Source organism: Flavobacterium luteum (genome assembly GCF_008806775.1).
GTDB classification, from domain to species: domain Bacteria; phylum Bacteroidota; class Bacteroidia; order Flavobacteriales; family Flavobacteriaceae; genus Flavobacterium; species Flavobacterium luteum.
Window position 1 is genome coordinate 219,776 of sequence record NZ_WAEM01000003.1, and the last position, 12,741, is coordinate 232,516.

The 12,741-nt window shown below is 33.6% G+C and carries 13 protein-coding genes; 10 read left to right on the forward strand and 3 right to left on the reverse strand.

Annotation, left to right across the window (positions count from 1 at the left end; translation table 11 throughout):
* Positions 1-446: 446 nt before the first annotated feature.
* The 4 genes from leuC (at position 447) to leuB (ending at position 5,289) form a co-directional block, all read left to right on the forward strand.
* Positions 447-1,841 carry a 3-isopropylmalate dehydratase large subunit gene (leuC, locus tag F6464_RS08205; protein WP_151107324.1) on the forward strand — a complete coding sequence of 465 codons (1,395 nt, stop codon included), beginning with the start codon at positions 447-449 and terminating at the stop codon, positions 1,839-1,841.
* Positions 1,842-1,957: 116 nt separating this feature from the next.
* A complete protein-coding gene (leuD, locus tag F6464_RS08210; protein WP_151107325.1) occupies positions 1,958-2,554 on the forward strand; it encodes a 3-isopropylmalate dehydratase small subunit in 597 nt (198 codons plus the stop codon).
* A gap of 113 nt (positions 2,555-2,667) precedes the next feature.
* A complete protein-coding gene (locus tag F6464_RS08215; protein WP_151107326.1) occupies positions 2,668-4,191 on the forward strand; it encodes an alpha-isopropylmalate synthase regulatory domain-containing protein in 1,524 nt (507 codons plus the stop codon).
* A 36-nt stretch (positions 4,192-4,227) separates the two neighbouring features.
* Positions 4,228-5,289, forward strand: coding sequence for a 3-isopropylmalate dehydrogenase (gene leuB, locus F6464_RS08220; protein WP_151107327.1), 1,062 nt, complete (start codon positions 4,228-4,230; stop codon positions 5,287-5,289).
* Positions 5,290-5,401: 112 nt separating this feature from the next.
* Here leuB and F6464_RS08225 read toward each other — a convergent pair whose 3' ends face one another.
* Positions 5,402-5,767 (reverse strand): RNA recognition motif domain-containing protein, encoded by a 366-nt coding sequence (locus F6464_RS08225; RefSeq protein ID WP_151107328.1) that lies wholly within the window; start codon positions 5,765-5,767, stop codon positions 5,402-5,404.
* Between the two features lie 146 nt (positions 5,768-5,913).
* Positions 5,914-6,408, reverse strand: coding sequence for a DUF6252 family protein (locus tag F6464_RS08230; RefSeq protein ID WP_151107329.1), 495 nt, complete (start codon positions 6,406-6,408; stop codon positions 5,914-5,916).
* A 189-nt stretch (positions 6,409-6,597) separates the two neighbouring features.
* On the opposite strand from F6464_RS08230, the gene F6464_RS08235 reads away from it, so the two are divergent.
* The 6 genes from F6464_RS08235 to F6464_RS08260 all read left to right on the forward strand — a co-directional run bounded on the left by F6464_RS08235 (position 6,598) and on the right by F6464_RS08260 (position 11,611).
* A complete protein-coding gene (locus F6464_RS08235; RefSeq protein WP_151107330.1) occupies positions 6,598-7,212 on the forward strand; it encodes a 30S ribosomal protein S16 in 615 nt (204 codons plus the stop codon).
* A 14-nt stretch (positions 7,213-7,226) separates the two neighbouring features.
* Positions 7,227-7,751 (forward strand): ribosome maturation factor RimM, encoded by a 525-nt coding sequence (rimM, locus tag F6464_RS08240; protein WP_151107331.1) that lies wholly within the window; start codon positions 7,227-7,229, stop codon positions 7,749-7,751.
* A gap of 140 nt (positions 7,752-7,891) precedes the next feature.
* Positions 7,892-8,554 carry a tRNA1(Val) (adenine(37)-N6)-methyltransferase gene (locus F6464_RS08245; RefSeq protein WP_151107494.1) on the forward strand — a complete coding sequence of 221 codons (663 nt, stop codon included), beginning with the start codon at positions 7,892-7,894 and terminating at the stop codon, positions 8,552-8,554.
* A 152-nt stretch (positions 8,555-8,706) separates the two neighbouring features.
* Positions 8,707-9,885, forward strand: coding sequence for an acyl-CoA dehydrogenase family protein (locus F6464_RS08250; RefSeq protein ID WP_151107332.1), 1,179 nt, complete (start codon positions 8,707-8,709; stop codon positions 9,883-9,885).
* A 120-nt stretch (positions 9,886-10,005) separates the two neighbouring features.
* Positions 10,006-10,788, forward strand: coding sequence for a DUF3050 domain-containing protein (locus F6464_RS08255; RefSeq protein WP_151107333.1), 783 nt, complete (start codon positions 10,006-10,008; stop codon positions 10,786-10,788).
* 70 nt (positions 10,789-10,858) lie between these two features.
* On the forward strand, positions 10,859-11,611 hold the full coding sequence (locus F6464_RS08260; RefSeq protein ID WP_151107334.1) for an SGNH/GDSL hydrolase family protein: 753 nt from the start codon (positions 10,859-10,861) through the stop codon (positions 11,609-11,611).
* A 65-nt stretch (positions 11,612-11,676) separates the two neighbouring features.
* Here the strand turns inward: F6464_RS08260 and F6464_RS08265 are convergent, their stop codons facing one another.
* The gene (locus F6464_RS08265) at positions 11,677-12,585 is read right to left on the reverse strand and encodes a pseudouridine synthase (RefSeq protein ID WP_151107335.1); all 909 of its coding nucleotides are present in this window, start codon (positions 12,583-12,585) and stop codon (positions 11,677-11,679) included.
* Positions 12,586-12,741: the final 156 nt, after the last annotated feature.

Below are 12,741 nucleotides of genomic sequence, written 5' to 3' on the forward strand. Positions count from 1 at the left end.
ATTATTTTGGATGTCGTAGTATTTCATTCAAATAAATCAGACTAAATCGCATTTTATTTTATAAATAAATGTCCTCTAAAATTCTTTTTTTGAAATTTAGTAACGAATATCAATTGTTAAATTTTAGGCTATTTTAGTTCTTTTATAAATTATTTTTTATTATATATAAATATTGTTGAAAAATAAATACCAAATTAACAACTATTTCAAATCCTTTTAATTACTCAATAATACGATTTAAAAACCTAAAAAAACCAAAATAAAAAGAATATAAAATCTACAAAATAAGAAAAAGAAGCTGTTGTATAGGGTAGAAAGATTTTGGTTATCGTATAAATTTAAATATTAAAAATTGAATACTCTATTTCTTTTTTTAAATTTGTCGCTATTGTTATACGTATAGAAAATTAAATTCTATTTAAAATAGACACTTAAAAATTATTAAAATGAGTACTACATTATTCGACAAGGTATGGGATTCTCACGTCGTGCGCAAAATAGCAGATGGGCCAGATGTGTTTTTTATTGACCGTCATTTCATTCACGAAGTTACAAGTCCTGTTGCTTTCTTAGGGTTAAAAGAAAGAGGAATTTCTGTTTTGTATCCAGAACGCACTTTTGCAACTGCTGATCACAATACACCAACTATAAATCAACACTTGCCAGTTCAAGATGCTTTATCGGCAAATCAGTTAAAAGCTTTAGAAGAAAATTCTAACGAATATGGAATTAGTCACTGGGGTTTAGGAAATAAGAAAAATGGAATCGTACACGTTGTAGGGCCAGAGAACGGGATTACATTGCCTGGAGCTACTATTGTTTGTGGTGATTCACATACTTCTACACATGGTGCTTTCGGAGCAATCGCTTTCGGAATAGGTACTTCTGAGGTAGAAATGGTGCTTTCTACTCAATGTATTATGCAGCCAAAACCAAAAAAAATGCGAATTAACGTAGTTGGTAAGCTTCAATTTGGAGTAACACCAAAAGACGTAGCTTTATATATTATATCTAAATTATCTACTTCAGGAGCTACGGGTTATTTTGTAGAGTATGCGGGTGATGTTTTTGAAACCATGACTATGGAAGGCCGTATGACTGTCTGTAATTTAAGTATCGAAATGGGTGCTCGTGGAGGAATGATAGCTCCGGACCAAACTACTTTCGATTACTTAGAAGGGCGTTTGTATGCTCCGAAAGGGGAAGCGTGGGATACAGCAGTTGCCTATTGGAAAACACTGAAAACCGATGCTGATGCAACATTTGATCAAGAAATCACTTTTGATGCTGCTGATATTGAACCAATGATAACTTACGGAACTAACCCTGGTATGGGATTAGGAATTTCTAAAAGTATTCCAGAAGCAAAAGATGTGGCAGAAGGCGAAGAAACCTATGTTAAATCATTAGCTTACATGGGGTACAATCAAGGAGAAGCCATGATAGGAAAACAAATAGATTATGTTTTCTTAGGAAGTTGTACAAACGGTCGTATTGAAGATTTTAGAGCTTTTGCATCTATTGTAAAAGGCAGAAAAAAAGCAGATAATGTTACTGCTTGGTTGGTTCCAGGTTCACATGTGGTTGAAGCTCAAATTAAAGAAGAAGGAATTCTTGAAATATTGACTGATGCTGGTTTTGTATTGCGTCAGCCAGGATGTTCGGCTTGTTTGGCTATGAATGACGACAAAGTTCCTGCTGGTAAATATGCGGTAAGTACGTCAAATAGAAATTTTGAAGGACGTCAAGGACCAGGTTCTAGAACATTGTTAGCAAGTCCTTTTATGGCAGCAGCAGCAGCAGTTACTGGAGTTTTAACCGATCCTAGAGAGTTAATATAAGTATTTCAATTGCTATAAAAATATAAAATAATAAAACCGATTTCGTTTTTAAGATTTGATTTTCTTTACAGAAATCTAGAAATCTAAAAAATCTAAAATCTAAAATCTAAAATAAAATGGCTTACGATAAATTTAATATACTTACAAGTACTGCAGTACCTCTTTCTATTGAAAATGTAGATACGGATCAAATTATTCCTGCTCGTTTCCTTAAAGCAACCGAACGTGTTGGTTTTGGAGACAATCTTTTTCGTGACTGGAGATACAACAATGATGGTTCTCCAAAATCAGATTTCGTATTAAACAATCCTACCTATAGTGGCAAAATACTTGTAGGAGGTAAAAACTTTGGTTCAGGATCTTCTAGAGAACACGCTGCATGGGCAGTTTACGACTATGGGTTTAGAGCAGTAGTTTCGAGCTTTTTTGCTGATATTTTTAGAAACAATTGCTTGAATATTGGTGTTTTGCCAGTTCAGGTTAGTGCTGAATTTGCGGACAAAATTTTTAAAGCTATCGAAGCTGATCCAAATACGGAACTAGAAATCAATTTGCCAGAACAAACCATAACTCTTTTGAAAACTGGAGAAAATGAATCTTTTGATATTTCTGGATATAAAAAAGACAATATGATTAATGGGTTTGATGACATTGATTATTTGCAAAACATTAAAGAAGAAATTGTAACATTTGCAGATAAACTATTGATATAAGTTTTTAGCATTCGTTTTAGTATTCAAAACAACAATCCTATATTATTAATAAAATAGTATAGGATTATTTTAATTAAAAAATAGGGTTTCAGGTAATCCGAAAACTATTCAGCATGGAAAAAAGAAAAATTGAAATAATGGATACTACACTTCGCGATGGTGAACAAACATCGGGTGTGTCATTTTCTGCTGTAGAAAAATTAACCATTGCGCAATTATTGCTAGAAGAATTAAATATTGATCGTATCGAAATTGCATCTGCTCGTGTAAGCGAAGGTGAGTTTCAAGCCGTAAAAGGAATTACTTCATGGGCTGAAGAAAAAGGATATGGTAACCGAATAGAAGTACTGTCTTTTGTAGACGGTGGCGTTTCTATTGAATGGATGAAAAATGCAGGTGCTAAAGTTCAAAATTTATTGACTAAAGGTTCATTAAACCATTTGACGCACCAATTGAAGAAAACTCCTGAGCAACATTTTGCCGAAATTGCCCAAACGATTCAACTAGCACAAGATAATAATATTGAAACCAATGTTTATTTAGAAGATTGGAGTAATGGCATGAAAAACTCTCCTGATTATGTTTTTCAATATTTAGATTTTTTGGTAACACAGCCTATAAAAAGGATATTATTGCCTGATACTTTAGGCGTTCTAATTCCGTCACAAACATTTGAATTTATTTCTAAAATCACAAAAAAATATCCGGAAATTCATTTTGATTTTCATGCGCACAACGATTACGATTTAAGTGTTGCCAATGTTTTAGAAGCAATAAAAGCTGGTATTAAAGGACTTCATGTTACGGTAAACGGAATGGGAGAACGCGCCGGAAATGCCCCTTTAGAAAGTACAGTTGCTGTTATTAATGACTTTTTGCCTGAAATTAAAATCGATATTAAAGAATCTTCATTGTATTCTGTAAGTAAATTGGTTGAAACTTTTACAGGATACAGAATACCAGCTAATAAACCTATTGTTGGTGATAATGTATTTACTCAAACTGCTGGCATTCATGCTGATGGAGACAACAAAAACAATTTATATTTTAATGATTTACTTCCAGAACGTTTTGGGAGAAAGAGAAAATATGCTTTAGGAAAAACTTCGGGCAAGGCCAATATCGAAAAAAATCTCCAAGAACTGGGGCTAAAACTTAACCCGGAAGACTTAAAATTGGTAACTCAAAGAATTATTGAGCTTGGTGATAAAAAGGAAACGGTCACAAAAGAAGATTTGCCGTATATAATTTCTGATGTTTTGGACAGTCACGCTTATGAGGAAAAAATTACAGTTGAATCTTATGTTTTGGTTCATGCTAAAGGTTTAAGGCCTTCAACAACATTGTGTTTGAAAATTGATGGTGAAATATTTGAAGAAAATGCTCAAGGCGATGGCCAATTTGATGCTTTCATGAATGCGCTTTCTAAAATTTACAAAACTAAGAAAATGAATTTACCTAAGTTGATTGATTACGCAGTTCGTATTCCTCCTGGTAGTAGTTCAGACGCTTTATGTGAAACTATAATCACTTGGACAAATAACGGTAAAGAATTTAAAACTCGCGGATTAGATTCAGACCAAACAGTAGCCGCAATTATTGCTACTCAAAAAATGCTAAATGTTATCATAAATTAAAAATCAATATAAAAAAACTAACAAAATTTATAAGTAATGAAATTAAACATTGCCCTTTTAGCCGGAGACGGAATCGGACCAGAAGTAATCAATGAAGCGGTAAAAGTTTCTGACGCAATTGCAAAAAAATTCAATCACGAAATAGTTTGGACACCCGCACTTACAGGTGCTTGTGCTATAGACGCTGTTGGAGTTCCATACCCAGATGAAACACATGAAATTTGTATGAAAGCAGATGCGGTTCTTTTTGGTGCTATCGGACACCCGAAATATGATAATAATCCTTCTGCAGCTGTAAGACCAGAGCAAGGTTTATTATTGATGCGTAAAAAATTAGGTTTATTTGCTAATGTTCGTCCAACATTTACTTTTCCATCTTTGATTGATAATTCTCCTTTAAAAAGAGAACGAATCGAAGGAACCGATTTGGTTTTCTTGAGAGAATTAACTGGTGGAATCTATTTTGGAGAAAAAGGCAGAAAAGACCATGGAGAAACAGCTTTCGATACATGTACTTACACAAGAGCAGAAGTACAAAGATTAGCTAAAAAAGGTTTCGAACTAGCAATGACTCGTACTAAAAAATTATGTTGTGTAGATAAAGCAAATGTGCTAGAAACTTCTCGTTTGTGGAGAGAAACCGTTCAAGCTATGGAAAAAGACTATCCAGAAGTTACTGTAAGCTACGAATTTGTAGATGCTGTAGCCATGCGATTAGTACAATGGCCCAACTCTTACGATGTTTTAATTACCGAAAATTTATTTGGCGATATCTTAACCGATGAAGCCTCTGTGATTTCAGGTTCTATGGGGTTAATGCCATCCGCCTCTGTTGGGGAGCACACTTCATTGTATGAGCCAATTCACGGGTCATACCCTCAAGCCACAGGATTAAATATTGCTAATCCACTTGCGACTGTATTATCAGCAGCTATGATGTTTGAAGATGCTTTCAAGTTAACTGCAGAAGCGGAAGCTATTAGAGACGTGGTTAACAAATCACTAGAACAAGGAATTGTTACTGAAGATTTGGCTATAAAAGGAGCAAAAACATATTCTACAAGCGAAGTTGGAGATTGGTTAGTTGCAAATCTATAAAATGAATCCATTCTACGGCACCCTATATCCAATGGATAGGGCAGGGGTAAGGAAAAACAAAAAAGGTGTCAATAAAATTGACACCTTTTTTAATATATGATTGAAAAAAATATTAATATCTTCCTCCTCTGTCTCCACCGCCACGGTTATCACCACCACGACTGTTTCCTCCACCATAACCACCGCGTGAATCTCCACCACGACTGTTATTGTTAAAACTTCTTCTTTCGCCTTCTGGTTTTGGTTCAGATTTGTTTACAACAATGGCACGTCCTTGAACAGTAGCACCATTTAATTCATTAATTGCTTTCTGAGCTTCTTCATCATTTGACATTTCAATAAAACCAAATCCTTTACTTCTTCCAGTAAATTTATCAGTAATAATTTTTACAGAATCAACTGCACCGTAAGCCTCAAAAGACTCTCTTAAATCTGCTTCCTCAATACTGAACGGAAGGCTTCCAACAAAAATATTCATAATTATTATTTTAAAATAGTATACAAATATACTCATATTTTATTCTAAACTACTATGTATTAGATTATTTATGACAAGTTTAATTAAAACAAACAAACCATTTGTTTTTACAAATGGTTTGTGTAAAATATTTCTTAATACAATAGTTATGGTGTTACTGGAACTTTATAAAAATTACCATATTGAAAATTTACTATTTTTGCTTCTTCAGAAGAGTCATCAGTATTTTTTAAATTAAATCTAAAGGTTCCCGAAATAGTTTGGCCATCATATTCTGTTATAGCAATTACTCCAGGGTTGTCAATATCTAAATCTGACTCATAATCTGTTGTAACACCATCAATAGAGAAAGAATAAGTAACATCTCCATTGTTGATTTTGCTTAAATCATACGGGTCAATTTTGTTACTTGGACTTACAAATCTAGACGGTAAAGGAATGTTTAATGTCAAAGTTTCATTTATGGTAACCGCTTCAATACTTATTGTATTTGCCGATTCAACGGTAGCTCTTGCATCAGTAGCTCTCCAAGCTACATTATCCTTTACGCCTTGCATTACACCAGTGTTATTTATAGATATATCTTGATTACAAGAAGTTAATCCTATCAAAAACAATAAAAAATAGATACATTTATTCATTTGTAATTTTATTTATCCAACAAAAATAACTTTTTAAAGTAAAAAGCGGTAAAAAAAACATAAAAATTATAATTATTTAACGCAGCTCAATTATTTGATTAGAATTATAGTTTGTATTCTTTAAAAAAAAACTACCTTTGCACCCTTAATTAATAGAGGTCGAGTACCTCAAAATTTAATCAAACGATTATGTCAGTAAAAATTAGATTACAAAGACACGGAAAAAAAGGAAAACCTTTTTACTGGGTTGTAGCGGCAGATGCTCGCTCAAAAAGAGATGGTAAATACCTAGAAAAAATAGGTACTTACAATCCAAATACCAATCCTGCAACTATCGATTTAGATTTAGATAGCGCAGTAAAATGGTTGCACAATGGTGCTCAGCCTACTGATACGGCAAAAGCAATCCTTTCTTATAAAGGAGCATTATTGAAACATCATCTTGATGGTGGTATTCGTAAAGGGGCGTTAACTCAAGAACAAGCTGATGCAAAATTAGCTGCTTGGTTAGAAGCTAAAACTGGAAAAGTTGACAACAAAAAAGAAGGATTAACAAAAGCACAAGCTGATGTTAAAGCTAAAGCATTAAAAGCTGAAAAAGAAGTAAACGCTAAACGTTTAGCTACTGCTGCTCAAGCTGAAGCTGACGCAATAGCTGCTGCTACTCCTGCTGTTGAAGAAGAAGTTGCCGAAGCTGAAGTTGTAACTGCCGAAGCTGAAGTTGCTACAGAAGAGGTTGTTGCAGATGTAGTAGTAGAGGAAATTCCTGCTGCAGATACAGCTAGCGAAACAACTGAGGCATAATTTTAGCGGCGACGATGCGTAAAGAAGAATGTTTCTATTTAGGTAAAATCGCAAAAAAATTTAGTTTCAAAGGGGAAGTCTTAGTGTATTTAGATACAGACGAACCAGATTTATATGAGAATATGGAATCAGTTTTTGTTGAATTCAACAATAATCTGGTTCCATTTTTTATTGAAAACAGTTCCCTACACAAAAACGATTTTCTTCGAGTTCGTTTTGAAGATGTAAATAATGAAGAAGAAGCCGACCGATTATTGGGTTGCGCTATTTATTTACCATTAAAATTGTTGCCAAAACTTACGGGTAACAAATTCTATTTTCACGAAGTGATTGGTTTTGAAATTGAAGATAAACGATTAGGTGTATTCGGAATCATTCAATCTGTAAATGATAGTTCAGCTCAACCTTTGTTTGAAGTTTTAAACGGTGAAGTAGAACTCTTAATACCTATGATTGATGCTTTTTTAGTAAAAATTGATAGACCTAATAAAAAAGTCATCATGGATTTGCCAGAAGGTTTGGTTGAAATGTATTTATAGATTTTTAGATTCGCTCCGCTTTTAGATAATTAGAAACGTCTGCGACTTTATAAGAAATCTAAATTGTCTAATATTCTAAAAAATCTAAGTTGTCTAAATTCCAATTCAAACAATTTTCTATTGAACAAGACCGATGCGCCATGAAAATTGGAACTGATGGTGTTTTACTTGGTGCTTGGACTCCTATAGAAAATAATCCTTTTAGTATTTTAGATATTGGAACTGGTACTGGAATTATTGCTTTGATGTTGGCCCAAAGAAGCCTTGCTGAGCAAATAGATGCTTTAGAAATTGACGAAGGCGCCTATGAACAATCTGTTAATAATTTTGAAAATTCACCATGGGGCGACAGATTATTTTGCTATCATGCTGGTTTGGATGAATTTGTTGAAGACCCGGAAGATGAGTATGATTTAATTATTTCGAATCCCCCTTTTTATTCCGATGATTATAAAACTGAAAATGCTCAAAGAGATATAGCTCGTTTTCAAGATGCCATGCCTTTTGAGGATTTAATTGAAGCTGCAGATTTACTTTTATCTGAGAACGGTATTTTTTCAGTAATCATTCCTTTTAAAGAAGAAGGACGATTCATCGATTTATGTGCTGAATTTGAACTTTTTCCAATAAAAATTACTAGAGTTAAAGGATCACATAAAACCCAAATTATTAGGAGTTTACTCGCTTTTAAACGATTTGAATTGCCTGTTTTAGATGCTAACGAATTAGTTATTGAAATTAGTAGGCATGAATATACAAATGATTATGTCGAGTTGGTTAAAGAATTTTATTTGAAAATGTAATATCATTTTTGAAAAGAGATGGAAATTCATTTTGCTTGAAGATAATTATAACAATTGTTAATCGTTTTGTTAAAATTCTTTGTGTAAATTTGCAAATCTATTACTAACAAGTTGGCTTCGCTTTCCTGCGATTCTTTCCTAATGATTAAACTATGAGACCAGATCTTTTTCAAGCTCCAGATTATTACTTATTGGATGATTTACTAACAGAAGAGCATAAATTAGTTCGTGAAGCAGCACGTGAATGGGTAAAACGAGAAGTATCTCCTATCATAGAAGACTATGCACAACGTGCTGAATTTCCTAAACAAATAATTAGTGGTTTAGCAGAAATAGGTGCTTTTGGTCCATACATCCCAGAGCAATACGGCGGAGCTGGCTTAGACCAAATTTCATATGGCTTAATCATGCAAGAAATCGAGAGAGGGGATTCTGGTGTTCGATCTACTGCTTCAGTACAATCTTCATTAGTTATGTATCCTATTTGGAAATACGGAAACGAAGAACAAAGGATAAAATATTTACCAAAACTAGCCTCAGGAGAATTTTTGGGTTGTTTTGGTTTGACCGAACCTAATTATGGTTCTGATCCAGGAAGTATGATTACGAATTTTAAAGACATGGGTGACCATTATCTTTTGAATGGAGCAAAAATGTGGATTTCTAATGCTCCATTTGCAGATATTGCAGTGGTTTGGGCGAAAGATGAAGAAGGTAGAATTCACGGATTGATAGTAGAACGTGGCATGGAAGGTTTTACTACTCCAGAAACTCATAATAAATGGTCGCTTCGTGCTTCTGCAACTGGTGAACTGATTTTTGATAATGTAAAAGTTCCTAAAGAAAATTTGTTACCCAATAAATCTGGACTTGGCGCTCCACTCGGCTGTTTAGATTCTGCTCGTTATGGCATTGCTTGGGGAGCTATAGGAGCTGCAATGGATTGTTATGATACCGCTTTGAGATATGCAAAAGAAAGAATCCAATTTGACAAACCTATTGCTGGAACTCAATTACAACAGAAAAAATTGGCCGAAATGATTACCGAAATCACGAAAGCTCAACTTTTAACTTGGCGTTTAGGAGTTTTGAGAAACGAAGGAAAAGCAACCACGGCCCAAATTTCTATGGCAAAAAGGAATAATGTAGATATGGCTATACATATTGCTCGTGAAGCGCGTCAAATATTAGGCGGAATGGGAATTACTGGCGAATATTCTATTATGAGACACATGATGAATTTAGAATCGGTAATTACTTATGAAGGAACTCATGATATTCATTTATTGATTACGGGAATGGACATCACAGGAATACCTGCTTTTAAATGATTAAACAATAAATAAAATTGATATAAAATGCTTCTCTTTCTGGAGAAGCATTTTTATTTTTGTGGTATATTTAACAAAATCTACTTAGCATATAAACTCGTATATAATTAAAAAACCGCCATGAATATTCAAAAAATAAACCAATCAATAGCACATCAAAAAGAGCAATTACTCCATCATTCACTTTATGATAAAGTAAAAACGATTGACGATTTACATTCTTTTCTAGAAAATCATGTATTTGCTGTTTGGGATTTTATGTCTTTGTTAAAAGCGTTGCAATCAAAATTAACTTGTACTACAACGCCATGGTTTGCTACTGAAAATACCGAAACTCGATATTTGATTAATGAAATTGTTTTAGCTGAAGAATCTGATTTGACTATAGATGGAAAAAGGCAAAGTCATTTTGAAATGTACCTTGATGCAATGAAATACTGTGGTGCAGACACTAACGGAATTCATTCATTTTTATCAGAAGTAAGTTCATTGCAAAATATATTCGTAGCTATTAAACAAAGTAATTTACATCCTAATATTAAAGCTTTTTTGGATTTTACTTTTAGAGTTATTGAAGAAGGAAAAACCCATGAAATTGCGGCGGCATTTACCTTTGGAAGAGAAGATTTGATTCCGAGTATGTTCACGGAAATATTGAAAAACTTTCAAGCAAATTTTCCAGAAACCGATTTAAGTAAACTGATTTATTATTTTGAAAGACATATTGAATTAGATGCTGATGAACATGGGCCAATGGCAATGAAAATGATTACGGAACTTTGCGGAAATGACTCGAAAAAGTGGGGTGAGGTAGCTGAAATTTCAATCCATGCCCTAGAAAAACGCATCGGATTATGGAATGCCATTGAAGAAGTGATTTTGGAGAAAGAGGCTGTGGTTTAATACTATAAATCAATTCTTTTCAGTTCATTTATAGATTAAATAAAAAAAGTTAACGCTAATTACAGAAACTATGAAGACAATATTTAAAGTTGTTTTGGGCTGTTTTTTATTAATTACAGGCTTAAGTTGCAGTACTGATATAGATGATGTTGCTCCCATTGTTTTTGTTTCAATTCCTGAACCTGATTCAATTCCTGATCCAGAGCCGATTCCTGAACCCAAAGCCTATAACTATTTAGCACTTGGCGATAGTTATACAATTGGAGAAAGTGTATGCGAAACCTGTCGGTTTCCAGAACAATTAAAATTAGGTTTGCAAAGTGCATTTCCAAAAGACAGTTTTTCTCTAGAAGTAATTGCCACAACAGGGTGGACTACAACGAATCTAATTAATGCAATTGACAATAAAACTCTTAAACCAAATTATGATTTGGTTACATTGTTAATAGGAGTAAACAATCAATATCAAGGCAAACCGTTTTCACTTTATGAACAAGAATTTCTTGAGTTAGTAAATACCGCCATTTCGTTAGCAAAAGGAGATAAAACTAATGTAATTGTGGTTTCTATTCCAGATTATGCTTACACTCGATTTGGAAACGGAAACACTTCTATTTCAACACAAATAGACAGGTACAATACATTCGCAAAAGAATATTGTTTAGCAAATACTATCGCTTTTGTAAACATTACCGATATTACTCGATTAGGATTAATCGAAACTAATTTGGTTGCTAATGATGGTTTGCATCCTTCAGCAGTTGCTTATTCAAAGTTTGTTGAAAGAATTTTGCCTATAGCAAAAACAGTTTTATTGCAATAAATTTTAGACTCAAAACAAAAATTCCCGCTATAAAGCAGGAATTTAATTTTTATTTTCGAAAAAGATTACACATTCTTCAAATTAATAATTTCTTGTTCGGTTAATAAACGCCAGTTTCCACGAGGCAAATTTTTCTTGGTTAAACCTGCAAATGCGACTCTGTCTATTCTTAAAACATCATAACTGAAATGTTCAAAAATAGCTCGAACCACTTTTACATTCGAAGATCTTAGTTTAAGCCCCACCTCGCTTTTAGGTTGATCGTCTATATAACTTACTTCTTCAACGAAAACGCGATGTCCGTCAAGAACTAAACCTTTGCTTATTTTTTCTAAATCTTCGTATTTCAAATTTTTATCTAACGAAACCTGATAAATTTTTGATGATTTCTGATTCGGTAAAGTAAATTTACGAATCATATCCGTATCATTTGTAAACAATAACAAACCAGTCGTATTTTTATCCATTCTACCAACAGCTCCTATTTTTGCAGTGGTAGAACCTTTAACGAGCTCTAAAACATTACGAAATTCCTGACCTTCGTCTAAAGCAGTTGTGAAGTTTTTAGGCTTGTTCAGCAAAATATATTCTTTCTTTTCGGGAGTTAAAACCGCTCCGTCAAAATTTACAACATCACCAGGCTTTACCATATAACCCATTTCAACTATTGGGTTTCCATTCACTTTAACATTTCCCGATTGAATGTAAATATCGGCATCACGACGAGAACATACGCCAGAATTAGCGATATATTTGTTCAAACGAATTTCATCAGCTACTTTTGGTCTCTTTGGCGCTTGATTTGGTTTTTTTTCAATTTTATCGGTTGCAACAGGAACTATTTTAGTAGTCGTTTTTACTTTCTTTGGCCCTTGAGCACGCTTCTGCATTGCCGGTTTTGGCTTATTAGAACTGGGTCTAGAACTATTGGGTCTAGCGCCATTTCCTTTTTTATTGCCCTCCTTATTATTCATATATTCTGTAATTTATGCAAAGATAGGCAATTAGATTCAGTTTTTCAGGAGCTATTCCTGCTATCCGTTACAATCTACGCCCAAAAGCGTAGGATTTTCACTGCTATCAGGGCTAACCTAGTCGAAATGATTGGAATTAATAAGAAAAGTTGTTGA

Excerpts from the sequence above, each read along its gene's own strand:
- F6464_RS08215 (WP_151107326.1), top strand. The coding sequence starts at position 2,668 with ATGGAAAAAAGAAAAATTGAAATAATGGATACTACACTTCGCGATGGT.
- F6464_RS08255 (WP_151107333.1), top strand. The coding sequence starts at position 10,006 with ATGAATATTCAAAAAATAAACCAATCAATAGCACATCAAAAAGAGCAA.
- F6464_RS08245 (WP_151107494.1), top strand. The coding sequence starts at position 7,892 with ATGAAAATTGGAACTGATGGTGTTTTACTTGGTGCTTGGACTCCTATA.
- leuB (WP_151107327.1), top strand. The coding sequence starts at position 4,228 with ATGAAATTAAACATTGCCCTTTTAGCCGGAGACGGAATCGGACCAGAA.
- rimM (WP_151107331.1), top strand. The coding sequence starts at position 7,227 with ATGCGTAAAGAAGAATGTTTCTATTTAGGTAAAATCGCAAAAAAATTT.
- F6464_RS08250 (WP_151107332.1), top strand. The coding sequence starts at position 8,707 with ATGAGACCAGATCTTTTTCAAGCTCCAGATTATTACTTATTGGATGAT.
- F6464_RS08235 (WP_151107330.1), top strand. The coding sequence starts at position 6,598 with ATGTCAGTAAAAATTAGATTACAAAGACACGGAAAAAAAGGAAAACCT.
- F6464_RS08230 (WP_151107329.1), bottom strand. The coding sequence starts at position 6,408 with ATGAATAAATGTATCTATTTTTTATTGTTTTTGATAGGATTAACTTCT.
- leuC (WP_151107324.1), top strand. The coding sequence starts at position 447 with ATGAGTACTACATTATTCGACAAGGTATGGGATTCTCACGTCGTGCGC.
- F6464_RS08260 (WP_151107334.1), top strand. The coding sequence starts at position 10,859 with ATGAAGACAATATTTAAAGTTGTTTTGGGCTGTTTTTTATTAATTACA.
- leuD (WP_151107325.1), top strand. The coding sequence starts at position 1,958 with ATGGCTTACGATAAATTTAATATACTTACAAGTACTGCAGTACCTCTT.
- F6464_RS08265 (WP_151107335.1), bottom strand. The coding sequence starts at position 12,585 with ATGAATAATAAGGAGGGCAATAAAAAAGGAAATGGCGCTAGACCCAAT.
- F6464_RS08225 (WP_151107328.1), bottom strand. The coding sequence starts at position 5,767 with ATGAATATTTTTGTTGGAAGCCTTCCGTTCAGTATTGAGGAAGCAGAT.